The following is an 18,705-nucleotide window of genomic DNA, read 5'->3' on the forward strand; positions in this document are numbered from 1 at the left end:
CATTCAAGCGGGCCGCCGAGCCCGCACCACCCTCGAGGAGACAACATGACCCGACCCACCCGCCTCGCGCTGGCGGTGGCGGCAGCTTTTGCCCTGCCGGCCGCCCACGCCTTCGACATCGACCTGCCCAGCAGCGACTACAAGCTGCGTCTGGACCTGACACCCAAGTACAGCACCGCCGTGCGGCTCAAGAATCCGTCCGCCGCGCTGACGCGGCTGGACGTGGCCGTCGACCCCGGCACCGTCAACGAGGACGACGGCGACCACAACTTCAAGCGCGGCCAGATCTCCAACCGCTTCGACCTGCTGGCCGAGCTCGACCTCACCAGCCAGAACTTCGGCGCGCGGCTCAGCGGCAACGCGTGGCGCGACGCGGTCTACCTGCGCAAGAACCGCTACGCCGGCACCGAGGTCTACGCCGGCGGCAACAACCTGGGCACCGCCGTGTCGACGTCCAATGGCTTCCCCGGCCAGGCCGCCAACGAGTTCCTCCCCGACACGCGCCGCCAGCATGGTCGCAGCGGCGAGTTCCTCGATGCCTTCGTCTACTTCAAGGGCGAGATCGCCGGCATGAAGGGCACCGTGCGCGTCGGACGCCACACGCTGCAATGGGGCGAGAGCCTCTTCTTCGGCCAGAACGGCATCGCCAACGCGCAAGGGCCGGTGGACGTGGCCAAGATCATGTCGGTGCCCGGCTGGCAGTTCAAGGAAGTGCTGCTGCCGGTGGAGCAGGTGTCGGGCTCGCTGCAGATCGCCGAGGGCCTCTCGCTGGGCGCCTACTACCAGCTCAAGTGGCGGCCGAGCAAGATCCCCGGCGTCGGCAGCTACTTCTCCAACCAGGACTACGTCGGCACCGGCACCGTCAACTTCGGCCAGGCGCCCGACGGCAGTCCCATCCTGCTGACCTACGACAGGAGCCGCGACCTGCGTCCGCGCGACTCGGGGCAGGGCGGCGTGCAGCTGCGCATCAGCCCGACCGGCAGCGACTACGAGTTCGGCCTCTATGCCGCGCAGTACCACGACAAGACGCCGGCCGTGCCGGTGTTCGACTTCGTCAACGGCAACGTGCACCTGGCCCATGGCGACGACATCCGCACCCTCGGCGCGAGCGTCACCTCGTCGATCGGCCAGTTGAACTGGGCCGTCGAGGGCTCGCTGCGCTGGAACGCGCCGCTGAACAGCGATCCCGCCGTGCTGGGCCTGGGCCCGGTGCTGAGCTGCGGGGGCAGCGACGCGCCGTGCTTCGCGGTGGGCCGCACCGCCCATCTGCAGGCCTCGGGCATCTACGTGCTGCAGCCGGGCGCGTTGTGGCAGGGCGGGGCGCTGCTGGCCGAGCTGGCCTACAACCGCCGGCTCAGCGTGACCAAGGACATCTTCGCCGCCAGCAACGGCGCGAGCCAGGGCATCGGCGGCCTGGACCCGAACACCACCAAGGGCGCCTTCGCCTTGCGCGTGCTCTTCGAGCCGCAGTACTTCCAGGTGCTGCCGGGGCTGGACCTCTCGGTGCCCCTCGGCCTGGGCTGGAACTTCGGCGGCCGGTCCTCGGCCATCGCCAACTTCGCCGGCGGCGCGTCCAAGGCCGGCGACTACAGCATCGGGCTCAAGGGCAAGTACCAGAACGCCTGGAACGTGGCGCTGACCTACAGCGACTTCTTCGGCACCGCCAGGACCTTCACCGAGACCCTGGTCGCCGGCAGCGGCTCGCCGCGCCAGCTCACCTTCGGCCAGACGCTGCGCGACCGCGCCTTCGTCAGCCTCGCCGTCTCGCGCACCTTCTGACGCTCCACGAAAGACCTCCCATGAATCGCATCCCTCTCCCGGCGCGCGTCTTCGCCGCCACCGCTGCTTCCGCCGCCGCGGTCGCCATGCTGTTGTCCGCTCCCGCGCTCGCCGCCGTCACGGCCGAGGAGGCCGCCCGGCTCAAGACCACGCTGACCCCGCTGGGCGCCGAACGCGGCGCCAACAAGGACGGCAGCATTCCCGCCTGGGACGGCGGCATGACCAAGGCGCCCGCGGGCTTCAAGGCCGGCGACGCCCGACCCGATCCCTTCCCGGGCGAGAAGCCGCTGTACTCGATCAGCGCCAAGAACATGGCCCAGTACGAGTCCAGGCTCAGCGACGGCGTGAAGGCGCTGATGAAGAAGTACCCCGACTTCCGCATCGAGGTCTACCCGACCCACCGCACCGCCGCCGCGCCGCAATGGGTCTACGACAACACCTTCAAGAACGCCACGCGCGCCAAGCTGGTCGATAACGGCCATGGAACCGAGGGCGCCTATGGCGGCACGCCGTTCCCCATTCCCAAGGATGGCTACGAGGTGTTCCAGAACCATCGCCTGGCCTGGACCGGCACTTACATCCAGGCGCCGGTGCGCGTGTGGGTCGTGACGGCCGACGGCAAGCGCGCGATGGCCTCCGGCGGCACGCAGAGTTTCCGCAAGCAGTTCTACGACCCCGAGGGCAGCCTCGAGAAATTCGACGGCTACTACCAGCTCGGCAAGTTCGCCGTCAGCGAGCCGGGCTCCAAGACCGGCGAGGCCATCCTCGCGCACGACAACCTGAACGCGAGCAACCCGCGCGGTCTGTGGCAGTACCTGGTGGGGCAGCGCCGCGTGCGCAAGGCACCGTCGGTGGCCTACGACACGCCGGACTCGGTGACCTCGGGCATCGGCCTGTTCGATGAAGCCTTCAACCTCTTCGGCCCGATCGACAAGCACACGCTCAAGCTGGTGGGCAAGCGCGAGCTCTACATCCCCTACAACAACAACCGCGCGGCCTCCGCCAAGGTGGCGGACCTGGTGACGCCGGGCACGCTCAACCCGAGCCTGGTGCGCTGGGAGCTGCACCGCGTCTGGGAGGTCGAGGCGACGCTGGCCGAGGGCAAGCGCCACGTCGTGCCCAAGCGCAAGTACTACATCGACGAGGACAGCTGGCAGATCATCCTGTTCGACGGCTGGGACGCCAAGGGCGACCTCTGGCGCACCAACTACACGCTGACGCTGCTGGCGTCGGACATCCCGGCGCTCGTGGGCAACATGTACTGGGGCGGCTACGACCTGCAGACCGGCGCCTACTACCTGAACATGGCCAGCAATGAGCTGCCCAGCCAGTACAAGGTCGTCGCGCCGCTGCCGCGCAGCTTCTTCAGCCCCGAGGAACTGGCCAACGAAGGAGCGCGGTGATGCGGGGGCCGGCTGTCCTGATGCTGGCCTGNGCGACGGCGGCCGCGACGGCGCCCGAGCCGGGCGCACCGCCCGCGGTCACCGTGTCTCCCGCAGTGGCTGGGTCTCCGGCAATGGCCACCCCCTCCGCGGCGGGTGCTGCTGCCGCGCCGACCCTGCCCGCCGTGCCGGCCGCGCTGACCGAGCCGGCCTTGATCAGCCCCAAGGCGCTGGGCGCGTCCACGCTGGCCGTGGCACGCGCCGGCGATCGCCTGGTGGCGGCCGGCGAGCGCGGCACGGTGCTGTGGTCCGACGACGGCGGCAAGACCTGGCAGCAGGCGCGGGTGCCGGTGCGCGCGGGGCTGACGGCGCTGCGCTTCGTCGATGCCCGCACCGGCTGGGCCGTCGGCCATCTCGGCGTCATCCTGAAGACGGAGGACGGCGGCAAGACCTGGACGCTGCAGCTGGACGGGGTGCGCGCGGCCCAGGCACTGCTGGCCGCCGCGACCGATGACGCCAGCCGCCGCGCCGCGCAGCGCCTGGTCGAGGAGGGCGCCGACAAACCCTGGTTCGACCTGGAGGCCCTCGACGGGCAGCGGGTCATCGCCGTCGGTGCCTACGGCCTGGCCATGGCCACGCGCGACGGCGGCCGGACCTGGGAGCCGCTGCCGCTGCGCGCGGTCAACCCGCGCGGCCTGCACCTGTACGGCGTGCGCGCCGTCGGCGGGCCTGGCGGAGCGTGGGTCATCGCCGGCGAGCAGGGCCTGCTGCTGCGCTCCAGCGACGATGGCGTTTCCTTCACCGCGCTGGCCTCGCCCTACAAGGGCAGCTTCTTCGGCTTGCTGTCCACGCGCAGCGGCGCGTTGCTGGCCTACGGCCTGCGCGGCAGCGTCTACCGCTCCGGTGATGCCGGGGCGAGCTGGGACAAGGTCGAACTCGGCACGCCGGTCAGCCTGCAGGCCGGCCTCGAGCGCGCCGATCGCGCCGAGCTCACGCTGCTGGCCCAGAACGGCGAGCTCTTCGTCAGCACCGACGACGGCCACCGCTTCACGCGCCGTCCCCCGCCCGCCGGGCCGCTGCCTGCCGCTGGCCTGGCCGCCGCTCCCGATGGCGCCTGGGTCATCGCCAGCCTGCGCGGTACCCGCCGCGCCTCACCCGCACCCTGATCCACTCCCTGACACCAACGATGCACGCCGCCACCGACCCGGCCGGCACCCCACCCGTGGTGACCCGGCTCGACGACTTCGACACCCGCTCCGGCTCCTGGGCCGAGCGGCTGCTCTTCAACCACCGGCCCTGGGTCATGCTGCTGTGCCTGCTGGCCACGCTGTGGCTGGGCCAGCAGGCCTTGCGGCTGACGCTCAATGCCAGCTTCGAGAAGACCATCCCGACCCAGCATCCCTATATCGTCAACTACCTGACGCACAAGGGCGACCTCGGCGGCCAGGGCAATGCGCTGCGCATCGTCGTCGAGGCGCGCCAGGGCACGATCTACGACAAGCGCTACCTCGACACGCTGCAGAAGATCAGCGACGAGGTCTACCTGATGCCCGGCGTGGACCGGCCCTTCATGAAGTCGCTGTGGACGGCCAACACGCGCTGGGTCGCGGTGACGGAGGAGGGGCTGGACGGCAACACCGTCATGGGCGATAGCTACGACGGCTCGCCCGAAGCGCTGGCCGAGGTCCGGGCCAATGTCGAGCGCTCGGGCGAGATCGGCCAGATCGTCGCCGGCGACTCGCGCTCCAGCATCGTCTTCGCGCCGCTGCTGGACGTGAATCCCAAGACCGGCCAGGCGCTGGACTACGGCGCGCTGGGCCGGCAGATCGAGGCGCTGCGCGCGAAGTACGACGGCGACGTCGTCACGCTGCACGTGACCGGCTTCGCCAAGGTCATGGGCGATCTCATCGAGGGGCTGCGCCAGGTGCTGGTGTTCTTCGGCGTGGCGCTGGTGATCTGCGCCGGCGTGCTGTGGGCCTACACCCGCTGCGTGCGCAGCACCGTGCTGGTGGTGGCCTGCTCGCTCATCGCCGTGGTGTGGCAGTTCGGCCTGCTGGCGCTGCTGGGCTACGCGCTGGATCCGTACTCGGTGCTGGTGCCCTTCCTGGTCTTCGCCATCGGCATGAGCCATGGCGCGCAGAAGATGAACGGGATCATGCAGGACGTGGGCCGCGGCACGCACCGCGTGGTCGCCGCGCGCTACACCTTCCGACGCCTCTTCGTCGCGGGCCTGACCGCGCTGCTGTGCGATGCCGTCGGCTTCGCCGTGCTGGCGCTGATCAAGATCCAGGCCATCCAGGACCTGGCGCTGGTGGCCAGCATCGGCGTGGCGGTGCTGATCTTCACCAACCTCGTGCTGCTGCCCATCCTGCTGTCCTACGTGGGCGTGAGCCCGGCGGCGGCCCGACGCAGCCTGCGCGACGACCCCGCGTTCAATCCCGCCGCAGGGAACTCGGGCCTGTGGCGCCTGCTCGACCGCTTCACGCAACGCGGCCCGGCGCTGATGGCGCTTGCCGTGTCGGCGGTGCTGGCCGTGGCGGGTTATGCGGTCAGCACGCGGCTGCACGTCGGCGACCTCGACCCCGGCGCGCCCGAACTGCGCGCGGACTCGCGCTACAACCGCGACAACGACTACGTCACCCGGCACTACGCCGCGTCCAGCGACATCCTGGTGGTGATGGTCGCCACGCCCGAGGACCAGTGCACGCGCTACGGCACGCTGGCCAAGGTCGACCAGCTCGCCTGGCGGCTGGAGCAACTGCCCGGCGTGGAGTCCACCAACTCCATGGCGGCGCTCTCCAAGCTCGCGATGGTGGGCTACAACGAGGGCCAGCTGAAGTGGTACGAGCTCATCCCCAATGACAGCGCGCTCGGCGGCGTGCAGACGCGCGCGCCGCGCGAGCTGTTCAACCAGGGCTGCTCCTTCCTCTCGCTGTACGTCTACCTGAAGGACCACAAGGCCGAGACGCTGACGAGCGTCGTCGACACGGTCGAGGGCTTCATCGCCGCCAACGCCACCAACGCAGCGGCACCGGGCCGTGGCGCCGGGCCGTCCGGGCAGTCCGGGCAGTCCGGGCAGTCCGGGACAGCGGCCGCGCCCTCCGAGCGCTTCATGCTGGCCGCCGGCTCGGCCGGCATCGCCGCGGCCACCAACATCGTCGTCCAGCAGGCAATGCGGGAGATGCTGTGGTGGGTCTACGGCGCCGTCGTCGTGCTGTGCTGGGTGACCTTCCGCTCCTGGCGGGCGGTGGTGGTGGCGGTGCTGCCGCTGGTGCTGACCTCCATCCTGTGCGAGGCGCTGATGGTGGGCCTGGGCATGGGGGTCAAGGTGGCCACGCTGCCGGTGATCGCGCTGGGCGTGGGCATCGGCGTGGACTACGCGCTGTATGTGCTCAGCGTCATGCTGGCCCGGCTGCGCGCGGGCGAGAGCCTCTCGGCGGCCTACCTGCACGCGCTGCAGTTCACCGGACGGGTGGTCATGCTCACCGGCGTGACCCTCGCGCTGGCGGTGGGCACCTGGGCGCTGTCCCCCATCAAGTTCCAGGCCGACATGGGCCTCCTGCTGGCCTTCATGTTTGTCTGGAACATGGTCGGCGCGCTGGTGCTGCTGCCGGCGCTGGCCCACTGGCTGCTCAAGCCGACCGGCACGGCCACCCACGCCGCCAAGGCGAACGGCAACACGACCACCGCCAGCGGCGCGGCCAGCACTAGCGGCGCGGCCAGCACGGCCGGACCCGCCTGACACGACGCCTCACCTCACCTCGATCGTTCCGAAGGAGACCCCATGCTCGACCTGCATCTGAAGCACGTGCTCGCCCAGGCGGCCGGTGCGCCCGATCTCTGCGACCTGCCGCCCGACGCCTGCCGCGGCCTGTACCGACAGATCTGCACGGCCGCCACCGTGCCGCCCGCCGACGTGGAGGTGACGCCGCACGAGGCCCGCTTCGGCGGCCAGGCCCTGCGGGTCCGCGTCTACCGGCCACGCGGCGCTGCCGGCGCCTTGCCGGTGACGCTGTACTTCCACGGTGGCGGTTTCGTGCTGGGCGACCTCGAGGCCTATGAAGCGGTGTGCCGCCAGCTCTGCGCGGACAGCGGCGTCATGGTCGTCTCCGCCGCCTATCGCCTCGCGCCGGAGCATCCGTATCCCGCGGCCGTCGAGGACTGCTTCGCCGCGCTCGGCTGGGTCGCCGAGGCGATTCGCGGTTTCGGCGGCGACCCGGCCCGGCTGGCGGTGGCCGGCGACAGCGCCGGTGCCGCGCTGGCGGCGACCACGGCGCTGATGGCGCGCGATGCGGGCGGGCCGGCGATCGCGTTCCAGCTGCTGGTCTATCCGCCGGCCGCCGGCGGCCACGACGGCGCCTATCCGTCCCGCGAGCGGCATGCCGCCGGGCCGACCTTGACGCGCCGGACGATGGACTACTTCAGCCGTCATTACTTCGGCCCCACGGCGAAGGCGCCGGACTGGCGCGGCGCGCCGCTGCTGGCGCCGAGCCTGGCCGGCCTGCCGCCCACGCTGCTGGTGCTCGCGGCCCATGACGCGCTGCGCGACGAGGCCATGGCCTACGGCGAGGCGCTCGGTGCGGCCGGCAACGCCGTCACCGTCGTCGAGTACCACGGCCTGGCGCACGGCTTCATCAGCATGGCCGGCGCCGTGCCGGCGGCGCGCCTGGCGCTGGCGCAGATGGCCCAGGCCTTGAAACAGGCGCTGGGCTGAGCGCGCCCGCGGGCGAAGGCGCTCGGAGGCGAGCACAGGCGAGCACGAAAGCGGAGCAAAGGCGGGGCGAAGGCGAGGGCGACCGAGCGCGCCCACGCTGCCGTCTCAGCTGCCGCGGCCGCCTCAGCGGGCGACCTTGGCGAGCAGTTCCTGCAGCAGCAGGCGCTCGCCGCTGGTCAGCACCTGCTCGAGCGCCTGCTCGGAGTCCTGCAGCGCCGCGAGGCTCTTCTCGGCCAGCCGGGTGCCCGCGGGCGTGAGCCGCAGGTGCAGCGCGCGGCGGTCGTTGGCATCGCGTTCGCGCACGAGCCAGCCGCGTTCCCGCAACCGGTCCAGGATCAGCGTCATCTGCGGCGCCGGCACGCGCAGCAGGTCGCACAGCCGCTTCTGCGTGGTGGCGGGATTGGAGAGGATCAGCTGCAGCAGCGTGAACTCCACCGGCCTGAGTCCCAGCGGATCACCGACACCCCGAGCGAACAGCTGGTTGGTGGTGACCGCCGCGCGCGCGATGGCGTAGCCCAGCGTGTGGGCGAGGCGGGACTGGTCGAGGGGAGCGGATTTGTCGCGCGTCGAGCTCATGGGCGAGCAGCATAACTGCAGCCTTGCCGCGGCCCCTGGGTTCATGGCGGTTCGTGGCGCGATGGCGAGCGCCGCGTCACGCGAGCGCCGCCCCGGCGCGCAGCTGCTCGTACAGCCGATCGACGGCCTGCCGGCTGGGCGGCGTGGCGCCAGCGTGCTGGCAGGCGGCCGAGCCAGCCGCCAGGGCCGCGTGCAGGTGATCCGGCAAGGCACGCTCGGGATGGCTGGCGAGGCTGTGCAGCAGCCCGGCCACGCTCGCATCGCCGGCGCCGACGGTGTCGACCACCTCGACCCGAGGCGCCTGCGCGTCGCAGCGCTGTTCACCGCGCAGCAGGCTCGCGCCGGCGCCGCCCCGGGTGAACAGGCACAGCGCCGACGGGTTCATCGCGCGCAGCTGGCGCAGGGATTCGTCCGGCGCCACGCCGGGGAACAGCCCCAGCAGGTCCTCGTCGGACACCTTCACCAGATCGGCCAGCGCGGCCATGCGCCGCAGCGTCGGTGCGTAGGAGGCGTCCATCAGCGTGCGGTAGTTGGGGTCGTAGCTGATCGCCACGCCCTGGCGCTTCAGGCGCTCGGCCAGCGCCACCAACCGCTCGGCCAGCGGCTGGCGCGCCAGGCTGATGCCGCCGAAATGCGCCCAACGCAGCCCCTGCGACCAGCCGGCGGGCAGCGCCTGCTCGTCGAAGTGCAGGTCGGCGCTGTCGTTGCCGATGAAGAAGTAGGACGGCGGCTCGCCCCGCTCGACGACCGCGAGCAAGGGCGCGCGATCGACACGCTGCATCAGGCGCAGGTCCAGGCCGGCGGCTTCGCTGGCCCGCCACAGCGCGTCGCCGAAGTGGTCGCGGCTGACGGCGCCGGCAAAGGCGGTGGGCTCGCCCAGCGCCGCCAGCGCGCGCGCCACGTTCCACACCGAGCCTCCGACGCGGCTGACCCAGCGATCCTCGCCCTGGTGCAGCAGGTCGGTCAGCGCCTCACCGGCGCAGAGCATCAACGGCGCTTCATGCATGAGCGGCTGCTCCCATGGCCCGGACGATGTCGTAGCAGGCGCCCATCGTGTGGTAGTCGACCTTGCCCGCGGGGCTCTTCTCATCGCTGAGCTTGCGGTTCTCGCGGTCCAGGATGCGGTACCAGGCGCCATGCGCGTGGTCGACGAAATGGGTCCAGCTGTAGGCCCAGAGCCGCTGGTACCAGTCCCAGTAGAAGGCCGCGTCGCCCCGGGTGCGGACCGCCAGCAGCGCCGCGGCGGCGGCGCTCTCGGCCTGCACCCAGAAATACTTGTCCGCGTCGCAGACGCTCAGGTCGGGCGCCAGCGAGTAATGCAGGCCGCCCTGCGCGCGGTCCCAGCCCTTGTCCATCGCGACCTTGAACAGGCGTTCGGCGGTGGGCAGCGCCCAGCTCAGGTCCGCCTCCAGCGCGTCACCGCGCGCTTGCAGCTGCAGCAGCAGCTTGGCCCACTCGGTGAGGTGGCCGGGCTGGTAGCCCCAGGGGCGGAACAGGTGGGCCGGGTCGTCGATGTTGTATTGCCAGTCCGGTTGCCACTGCGTGTCGTAGTGCTCCCAGATCAGGCCGCCGCAGCGCTGGGCCTGGCGCTGGGTGATGTTGTAGGCCAGCTGGTGGGCGCGCTCGAGGTAGCGGCGCTCGCCGGTCGCGTCGAAGGCGGCCAGCAGGGCCTCGCAGGCATGCATGTTGGCGTTCTGGCCGCGGTACGGCGACAGCGTCGACCAGTCGGCGCTGGCCTCGTCCGCATACAGGCCGGCCGCCGCGTCCCAGAAGCGGCGCTCCATCAGCTCGAAGGTCTCCGCCAGCCAGGGACGGGCCTCGTCCAGGCCGGCCATCACGGCATGGGCGTAGGCCAGCAGCACGAACGCATGCCCGTAGGCATGGCGCGTGCCGTCGAGCACCTCGCGCCGATCGGCGCGGCAGTCCAGCAGCCAGTGGTAGCCCTCCTGCGCCGTGTCCCGGTGCGCCTCGCGCAGGAAACGCAGCGCATGGCGCAGGCCCTCCAGATGAGCCGGATCGCCGAAGTGGCGGTAGGCCATCGCGTAGGTGAAGACGAAGCGCGTGCTGCTGACCAGATGGCGCTGATGCGCGTCGTAGACGGTACCGTCGTCCTTGAAGAAGTGGTACATCCCGCCGCTGGGATCGATGCAGCGCGGGTGATAGAAGTCCATGGTGCGGCGGACATGCGCGAGCAGCACGGTCGGAGACCTGAAGTCGGGGAGGGCGGGAAGGTCGCGGGCGTTGGGCATGGTGAGGAAGGGTCCGTGGGGATCGCCGGAGCAACGCCGACGCCCCGGAGGGTTTGCGCGCCGTTATAGGGGGCGCGCCTCGCCACGGTCAATCTCGCCGGAGGGAATCGCCCCCAATTTCGCGACGTTTAGTAAACAAGCCGGGTTCCTGTCCCGCAGTTCCGTCCCGCGCTCAATGCTCCAGCAGGTCCGCGCCTCGCGCCTCCAGCCGCAGCGTGCCGTCGAAGCGCTTGCCGCTGAGCACGCCATGCATCGCGCCGTCGATGGTCACGTCGACCGGCGCGTTGTTGGTGTTGACGTAGAGCACGCGGCCGTCGACCGCACGGGCGAAGACGCCGTCCGGCGTCTTGGGGCCGGCTGCGATGCCGAGCTCGGCCCGGAGCTGCCGCAGCAGCGGCCGCATGATCTGCGGCTGCGCCGGCGTGGCGACGTAGTACGCACTGCCCTTGCCGAAGCGGTTGACCGTGATGGCGGGCGGCGTGCCCTCCAGGTTGGTGAAGCGCGCCAGCACCTGCGCGCTGGAGGGCTCCAGCACCTCGTAATGCTCGACCGTGCCCTTGATCTCCTCGCCGCCGAGGGTCAAGGTGCCCGCGGCGTCGTAGAACTCGTTGGTGCGCAGGCCGAAGACATCGGTCAGTTGGCCCGGCAACGGCGTGTTGTGCCACTGGTTGTTGTCGCCGACCTTGGCGGACTGGGCCGTCATCACCACCGTGCCGCCACCGGCGACGAACTGGCGCACCGCCTCGGTCGAGGCCTGGTCCAGCAGGTACATGCCGGGCAGGATGATCAGGCGGTAGCGGCTCAGGTCCTCGTAGGACAGCTTGATGATGGCGACGTCGACGTTGTCCTTGAGCAGCGGCTCGAAGGCGCCCTGCGCCTGCTTCAGGTAGGGCGTCTTGATGTACTGGCGCACCGTGCTGGACGGGCCGTTCGGGCTGGTGGCGTGGACGTTCTCGAACGAGTAGGCGATGGCCACCTGCGGCTCGACGCGGCGCGGGAATCCGAGCTTCTCCAGCTTGGCGTAGTCCGCGGCGATGGCCGCCCATTCGGCGAGCTTCCAGGAGGGCCGGTCGTCATGGTCGATCAGGCCCATCAGCGCCTGCTCCTCGCCGCCGAGGTGGCTGTTGAAGGTCCAGGCCAGCGCGGCTTGCCCGCCCATCAGCAGTACGAAGTGGGCCCACATGCGCGACCAGCCCTTGCTGCCGTAGGAGCCGCCGCCGCCGGCGGCGAACTCGTTGAACCAGGTCGGCGTGCTCATGCCGCCCTTGATCATCGTGGCCTCCCAGCCGCCGTTGATCGCGTCGCCGGCATAGAAGCCCATGGCGCCATAGGTGGTGTGCTGACGGTAGCTGCCCAGGAAGTCGAAACCGCGGCGGCCCGACCAGTCCCAGTAGTTGGACAGCACTGGTTTGTTGGGCGTGTTTTTCCTGCGCACCGCTTCCAGATCGCCGAGCGTGGCGATGGTCACATCGGACCAGAAGCGGCGCAGGTCCAGGTAGCGCTCTGCCGGGCCGGGGCCGTCTGCGTAGGGCAAGCGCACCTCGTCCCAATTGCCGATGCGACGCGACCAGCGTTGCGTGGCCCAGGCCTTGTTCAAGGCTTCGATGCTGCCGTAGCGCTTCTTCAGCCATTCGACGAAGCGCTTGCGATCGGCCTCCGAGTAGGACATGAAGCCGTTGCCGATCTCGTTGTCATAGCCCACCGCCAGCAAGGCTGGATGCTTGGCATAGCGCTTGGTCAGGGTGTCGGCCATGCGGATGGCCAGGCGCCGGTAGTCCGGGTCGCCGATGTTGTCCATGTAGCGCTCGGCCGGGGCCAGCCGCGTGCCGGCCTGGTTGGTGATGTCGACGCCGGGGTACTTGTGATGCAGCCACATCGGCGCCGGCAGGCCGGGGATGTCCAGGATCACACGGATGCCGGCAGCATGCACCGCGTCCATCACGGCGTCGAAGTGCCTGAAGTCGAACCGGCCTTCCTCGGGCTCGAAGTAGTCCCAGGCCAGGTCGCCCATGCGCACGACCTTGAAACCGGACTGCTTCATCAGCGCGACATCGCGCCTGACTTGCTCGAGCGTGCGGTCCACCGGCTGATAGTTCACGCCGGCGAAGAGCTGGCCGGGGCCTGGCCAGTCGGGATGGCCCTCGGCGCTCTGGGCGCACGCGGAGGTCAGGGACGCCAGCGACAGCGCGCAGGCAATGAGGGTCTTCTTGAGAGCTTGCATGGTGAGCGGCTCGGCGAGAGCCCTTGTGTCTGGTTGGATGTCGCGGCGGAACTCAGGCCAGGCCGCGACCGAACACCTTCAGCGCAATGGCCGGCGAGCCGGCCAATCCCTCCGGCACGCGCACCTCCAGCCCCTGGCGGGTGCGCTGGAAAGGCAGGCTGCCCGCGGCCCCGACGACCTCGACGCGGTCGATGCTGCCGGGCGCGAAGGCCGAGTCCTGGGCCAGCGATTGGACGCGCATCACGCCGTCCTGCGGCCAGCCCAGCCCGATGGCATGGAGCGCGTCGCCCCGGGTGGTGAAGCGGATGTCCTGCGCCGTGAATGGCGTCGCCGGCTGCTCGCTCATGGCGCCGCCCTTCACGACCGTCGGGCCCTCGCCGAAGCGTCGCCAGGGCCGCGTGCCGTGGATGGCCTCGCCGTGGCGCGCCATCCAGGCGGCAAGGCCCTCCAGCGTCTGGCGCTCATCCGAGTCAATCGTGCCGTCCGCCTTGAGCGGCACCGACAGCAGCAGATTGCCGTTCTTGGACACGACGTCGCACAGGATGTGCAGCACCGTGGCGGCCGACTTGTACTGGTGGTTCTCGAAGACGCTGCGGCTGTAGTGCCAGTCGCCGATGCAGGTGTCGGTCTGCCAGGGGTGGGGCTGGATGTCGTCGCGCGAGCCGCGTTCGACGTCCTCCACCACGGCGAGGCGGCGATCTCCCTGCAGGCCCTTGGTGTTCAGCACCGCTTCCAGCTGGCCGCCATGCCAGGCCCGGCTGGCGTTGTAGAAGTGGGCGGCGATGTCCATCCCCGCCTGGCCCAGCGGAAGGCCGTCGTTGTCGAAGTACAGCAGGTCCGGCCGGTAGCGGTCGATGAGGTCCCGGCAGCGCAGGAACCAGCGCCGCGTGAAGGCCGGGTTGTGCGCCGGTGGCGGCACGTGCCACACGCCGTCGTTGGCGGCATGCCACTCGGCCGCCGCCTTGACGTCGGTGAACCCATCGGGGATGACCATGTTGCGACCGGTGTACAGGTCCTGCGGATCCAGTCCCTCCCACCAGGTGCCCTTGCCGTCGGCCACGGTGAGGCGGAAGGCGTCGTAGCGCTGGCCGGCCAGCGGCCCTTGCGCGTCATAGCCGTAGGCGGTCTGGAACCAGTGCCAGGCGTTGCCCGAGTGGTTGCTGACGCCGAAGCGCAGGCCGCGCCGGCGGGCCGCCTCGGCCCACAGGCCGACCAGGTCCCGTCTGGGGCCGATGCGCGTGCTGTTCCAACCGTGGTATTTCGACTCGTAGTTGTCGAAGTTGTCGTGGTGGTTGGCCAGGGCCACGAAGTACTTCGCGCCGGCCCGGACGTACAGGTCCAGCAGGGCGCCGGGATCCCAGTTCTCGGCCCGCCAGCGATGGTTCATCTCCATGAAGCCGACCTGGGTCGGATGACCATAGGTCTTCAGGTGATGCGCGTACTGGGCATGGCCCTGGAGGTACATGTTGCGGGCGTACCAGTCGCCCGCCTCGGGCACGCACTGCGCGGTCCAGTGGGCCCAGATGCCGAACTTGGCATCGCGGAACCAGTCCGGCGCGCGGTAGCCGCCGATGAGCGACTCCCAGTCCGGCGTGAAGGCAGGCGCAGCGGCATGGACCCGCGCCGACGCCAGCGCGCCGGCCGCGGCCGTGGCCTGGAGAAGGGATCGGCGCGTCAACGCGGCGCCGGTCTTGCCTGCGTGCATGTGAGGACTCCAAGCGTGATCAAACCAGCCCCTGGCCCTGGATCTTCAGCGCGATGGCTGCCGAGCCGGCCAGGCCCTCCGGCACGCGCACCTCCAGCGCCTTGGCCGTGCGCGAGAAGCTCAGCGGCTGCGCGGCGCCCAGCGCCTCGACGCGCTCGATCGCCCCGGGCGCCAGCGCCGAATCCCGGGCCAGGGCCGTGAGGCGCAGCACGCCGCTCTCCGGCCAGCCCAGGGCGATGGCGTACAGCGCGCCGTCCTTGGTCGTGTAGCGGATGTCCTGTGCGCCGAACACCATGGGCTGGCCTTCCTCGGCATCGGCGCGGACGCGGGTGGGACCTTCGCCGTAGCGGCGCCAGGGGCGCGTGCCGTGGATGGCCTCGGCGTTGCGGCCCATCCATTCGGCGAGGTCGGCCAGGATCTTGCGCTCGTCGGCATCGAGGGTGCCGTCGCCGCGCAGCGGTACCGACAGCAGCAGGTTGCCGTTCTTGGCGACGATGTCGCACAGCCGGTGGATGACCGCGGCGGCCGGCTTGTACTGGTGGCCCTCGTAGATCCAGCGGTTGTAGTGCCATTCGCCGATGCAGGTGTCGGTCTGCCACGGCAGGGGCTCGATGCCCTCCCGGAACCCGCGTTCGGTGTCCTCCACCAGACCGGCACGGCGCTCGGGCGGCAGGAACTTGGCGTTGACCACGGCCTCGAGCCTGCCGCCGTGCCAGGCCATGCTGGCGTTGTAGAAGTGGGCCGTGATGTCCAGCCCGGCCTGCCCCAGCGGCAGGCCGTAGTTGTCGAAGTACAGCAGGTCGGGGCGGTAGCTGTCGACCAGGTCGCGGCAGCGCAGGAACCACTGGCGGGTGAATGCGGGGTTCCCGGTGGGCGGATCCTCGTTCCAGATGCGGTCGTTGGCCTCGTGCCAGTCCTGGGCCGCCTTGATGCTGGTGATGCCGTCGGGAATCACCATGTTGGGGCCGGTGTACAGCTCCTGCGGGTCCAGGCCTTCCCACCACTGGCCCTTGCCGTCGGCCTTCCTGAGGCGGAAGGCGTCGTAGCGCTGGCCGGCCAGCGGGCCTTCGGCGTCATAGCCGTAGGCCGGCTGCAGCCAGTGCCAGGCGTGCGCCGAATGGTTGCTGACGCCGAAGCGCAGGCCCCGCCGGCGGGCCGCCTTGGCCCAGATGCCGACGATGTCGCGCCGGGGGCCGACGCGCACGCTGTTCCAGCCGTGGTACTTCGAGTCGTAGGCATCGAAGTTGTCGTGGTGGTTGGCGAGCGCCACGAAGTACTTCGCGCCCGCCTTCACGTACAGGTCCATCAGCTCCTCCGGCTGCCAGTGCTCGGCCTTCCAGCGGTTCTGGATCTCCATGAAGCCGACCTTGGACGGATGGCCATAGGTCTTCACGTGATGGTCATAGTGGCCATGGCCCTGCAGGTACATGCTGCGCGCGTACCAGTCGCCCACCTCGGGCACGCACTGCGCGCTCCAGTGGGCCCAGATGCCGAACTTGGCGTCGCGGAACCAGTCCGGCGCGCGGTAGCCGCCGACCAGCGAGTCCCAGGTCGGCGCGAACGCCGCAGGCGCGGCCGGGGCGGCATGGACATGCGGCGCCGCCAGCGCGCCGGCGGCGGCCGAGGCCTGGAGGAACGAGCGGCGTGTCCAGTCCGCGCCAAGGGTCTTCTTGGGTGCTTGCATCGGGGCGTGGTGAAGGTGAGAGATGACGGGCAACGCTGGAACACAGCGCTGGCGGGGCTCGCCGAGCGGTGAGGACCAGCGACGGTCGGTCGGTCAGGGCGGGGAGCGGGCGTCGTGGCCGTCGGCGGGCACGCCATAGACGATGCCCCGGCCGACCGTGCTCATGTAGACCACGCCTTCGACGTTCATGTCGCCCGTCACGAACTGGCCGTTGCCGGGGCCGCCGAACTGGTGGGCGTCGTCATTGATGCGCAGCCAGGTGGCGCCGGCATCGGTGGAGCGATAGACGCCCAGCGGCTCGCCCTTGGGAGCGCCCCAGATGAAGACGGTGGGGTAGGGCGCACCCGCCATGGCCTTCCCGAAGCCCACGGCGCCGCAGCGGTCGACGGCGGCGAGCGTCTTGAAGCTGCGGCCGGCATCGGTGGAGCGCGCCAGGCCGCCGTCCTTCAGCGGCACCCACACGTCGCCCTCGCGTCCCGGCGCCACGCGCACCAGCGGCGAGCCGCCGGCGGGCAGCCGGGCGGTGGCCACGAAGCTGGCCCCGCCGTCGGTGCTGACCCGCACCGTGCCGGCGTCATAGGCGTAGAACCTGGCGGGGTTCACCGGGTCGCCCACCGGCCGCACCGCTGCGCCCTCGAGGCCACGCACCGGCACCCAGGTCGGCTGGGCCTGGCTGAAATCGGCGGAACGCACGGTGACGGGACGCCCATCGCCGGCGCGGAAGCTGTGCAGCAGGCTGACGCCATCCGCGGACAGCGCCACCGTCCCGGAACTGCCCTGCATGCCGGCCACCTCGACCCAGGTGCGGCCCGTGTCGGTGGAGCGGTACATCTTCTTTTCGCCCACCCGCACGACGACCGCCGTGCGGCTGCCCGCCACGGCCAGGCCCGTGGTGGAGCCGATGCGCGGCTCGTGGATGGGCGCGTAGGCATCGAGCCGCTGATGGCGGAAGCCGTCGAAATCGGCGATCGCCGACAGCAGCGGGCCGCCCGGAACGCTGATGGCCACGTTGGGCACCGTTTCCTCGAGACCGTCGACCATGAAGCGCCAGGTGGCCGGCGTGGCGTCGATGTCGTCGGTGCGGAAGATGCCGTTGCCCGAGGTCACCCACACGGCGCGCGGATCGGCGGTGTCGAACTCGATGGCGCCGGCCCAGTGGATGGCATAACCGGCGACCCAGCTGACACCGCGGGTGTCCATGGCGAAGCCGCGCGCCACCACGTCGGTCCAGTGGTCGCCGCCGTCGGTGGTGAGGAAGAACCGGTCGCCCCCGTTCCTGCCGCCCTGCGGCATCCAGGTGTTGATGGTGGAGACGACCACCCGCTTCGGATTGCCGGAGTCCACCGACACGCCGGAGAAGGGCTTGTCCAAGCCCCCCGGCGTGACGTTGGTCCAGCGGCCGCCGGCGACCTCGTACTTCCACACCTGGCCGCTGGTCTGGGGCTCGGGCGGCGTCAGTTGCTTCCAGTCGCCATGCGGGCCGGCGCCGTTGCCAAAGGTGATGTAGAGCTGCCCGTCGGCCGCGAGCGCCGCCCGCTGCGGCATGTGGCCGGACGGGGCGCCGGGCACCGGCTGGAAGGTGGCGCCGGCGTCGTCGCTGCGATAAAGGTTGGGGCCCACCGAGCCGAAGCGCGAGACGCCGACGAACAGGCGCTGCGCCAGGCCCCGGGCCACGCTGGTCGGGTCGATCAGCACGAAGCTGAGACCGGTCTCGTTGGGTGTCGTGGTGACGGGGAGCGCCTCGACGCGCGAGAAGCTCGCGCCGGCGTCGGTGCTCTTGAACAGGCCGTTGGCGCGCGAGCCGAGGTAGAGCACCCTGCTGTCGCCCGGGTCCACCTGCAGTCGCTCGCCATTGCCCCGGCCCATGCCGTTGCCGTTGGCGCGCAGCAGGTGGCTCACGTCGGTGATGCGGCTGAAGGTGGCGCCGCGGTCGGTGGAGCGCATCACGACGGTCCTGCCCTCGCTGAAATACGGCACGCCGGCCAGCAGGTACAGGACATCGCCGTGCTTGGGATCGAGCGCGAGCGCGTCCACGCTCAACCAGCCGACGTCGGCCTCGGACACCCCATCCATGAGCGACACCCAGCGACGCTTGGTGGCCTCCCAGCGGTAGGCGCCGCCCACGTCGGTGCGGGCGTAGATCAGGCCACGCTCGGTCTTGCTCGTCACGAGGGCGGCGACGTAGCCACCGCCCCCGATGGCCAGGCTGTCCCAGCGGTAGGACTCGGCCTGGCCGCTCAAGGCCAGCATCGCCAGGGCGGTGGCGAACAGCGAGTGCCAGGAGGTCATGGTTCGGAGGAGGGGCATGCGTGGGGCTGTCCCACGGGGCATCCCGGGGTCTTGCTCAATTGGTATATCCACTTTGCCAGAACCGGAATTTGGTCTTACCAGTGCA

12 protein-coding genes are annotated in these 18,705 nt (G+C 70.6%); 5 read left to right on the forward strand and 7 right to left on the reverse strand.

Features of this window, described 5'->3' with window-relative positions; all coding sequences use genetic code 11:
* Window positions 1-45 precede the first annotated feature (45 nt).
* From ACTJKJ_RS19995 to ACTJKJ_RS20015, 5 genes are all read left to right on the forward strand, one after another.
* The gene (locus ACTJKJ_RS19995; RefSeq protein WP_440821514.1) at window positions 46-1,779 is read left to right on the forward strand and encodes a DUF1302 domain-containing protein; all 1,734 of its coding nucleotides are present in this window, start codon (window positions 46-48) and stop codon (window positions 1,777-1,779) included.
* A gap of 20 nt (window positions 1,780-1,799) precedes the next feature.
* Complete coding sequence (locus ACTJKJ_RS20000) at window positions 1,800-3,182, forward strand: DUF1329 domain-containing protein (protein ID WP_440821515.1); 1,383 nt, start codon at window positions 1,800-1,802, stop codon at window positions 3,180-3,182.
* A 113-nt stretch (window positions 3,183-3,295) separates the two neighbouring features.
* Window positions 3,296-4,327 carry a WD40/YVTN/BNR-like repeat-containing protein gene (locus ACTJKJ_RS20005; RefSeq protein ID WP_440821516.1) on the forward strand — a complete coding sequence of 344 codons (1,032 nt, stop codon included), beginning with the start codon at window positions 3,296-3,298 and terminating at the stop codon, window positions 4,325-4,327.
* Window positions 4,328-4,347: 20 nt separating this feature from the next.
* Window positions 4,348-6,903: an efflux RND transporter permease subunit gene (locus tag ACTJKJ_RS20010; RefSeq protein ID WP_440821517.1), complete on the forward strand. Its 2,556-nt coding sequence runs from the start codon at window positions 4,348-4,350 to the stop codon at window positions 6,901-6,903.
* A 42-nt stretch (window positions 6,904-6,945) separates the two neighbouring features.
* On the forward strand, window positions 6,946-7,875 hold the full coding sequence (locus tag ACTJKJ_RS20015; RefSeq protein WP_440821518.1) for an alpha/beta hydrolase: 930 nt from the start codon (window positions 6,946-6,948) through the stop codon (window positions 7,873-7,875).
* 123 nt (window positions 7,876-7,998) lie between these two features.
* Here the strand turns inward: ACTJKJ_RS20015 and ACTJKJ_RS20020 are convergent, their stop codons facing one another.
* From ACTJKJ_RS20020 to ACTJKJ_RS20050, 7 genes are all read right to left on the reverse strand, one after another.
* Window positions 7,999-8,451 carry a MarR family winged helix-turn-helix transcriptional regulator gene (locus tag ACTJKJ_RS20020; RefSeq protein WP_440821519.1) on the reverse strand — a complete coding sequence of 151 codons (453 nt, stop codon included), beginning with the start codon at window positions 8,449-8,451 and terminating at the stop codon, window positions 7,999-8,001.
* Between the two features lie 76 nt (window positions 8,452-8,527).
* Window positions 8,528-9,457, reverse strand: coding sequence for a carbohydrate kinase family protein (locus ACTJKJ_RS20025; RefSeq protein WP_440821520.1), 930 nt, complete (start codon window positions 9,455-9,457; stop codon window positions 8,528-8,530).
* Window positions 9,450-10,700, reverse strand: coding sequence for an AGE family epimerase/isomerase (locus tag ACTJKJ_RS20030; RefSeq protein WP_440821521.1), 1,251 nt, complete (start codon window positions 10,698-10,700; stop codon window positions 9,450-9,452). Before ACTJKJ_RS20030 ends, ACTJKJ_RS20025 begins: the two co-directional genes overlap by 8 nt.
* Window positions 10,701-10,872: 172 nt before the next feature.
* Entirely contained in the window at window positions 10,873-12,921 is a 2,049-nt protein-coding gene (locus ACTJKJ_RS20035) for a beta-galactosidase (RefSeq protein ID WP_440821522.1), read from the reverse strand.
* A 52-nt stretch (window positions 12,922-12,973) separates the two neighbouring features.
* Window positions 12,974-14,626: an alpha-L-fucosidase gene (locus ACTJKJ_RS20040; RefSeq protein WP_440821523.1), complete on the reverse strand. Its 1,653-nt coding sequence runs from the start codon at window positions 14,624-14,626 to the stop codon at window positions 12,974-12,976.
* Between the two features lie 19 nt (window positions 14,627-14,645).
* Complete coding sequence (locus ACTJKJ_RS20045; RefSeq protein WP_440821524.1) at window positions 14,646-16,310, reverse strand: alpha-L-fucosidase; 1,665 nt, start codon at window positions 16,308-16,310, stop codon at window positions 14,646-14,648.
* 93 nt (window positions 16,311-16,403) lie between these two features.
* Complete coding sequence (locus ACTJKJ_RS20050; RefSeq protein ID WP_440821525.1) at window positions 16,404-18,617, reverse strand: WD40/YVTN/BNR-like repeat-containing protein; 2,214 nt, start codon at window positions 18,615-18,617, stop codon at window positions 16,404-16,406.
* Window positions 18,618-18,705: the final 88 nt, after the last annotated feature.

Source organism: Roseateles sp. 22389 (assembly GCF_052044995.1).
Taxonomy (GTDB): Bacteria; Pseudomonadota; Gammaproteobacteria; order Burkholderiales; family Burkholderiaceae_C; genus Roseateles.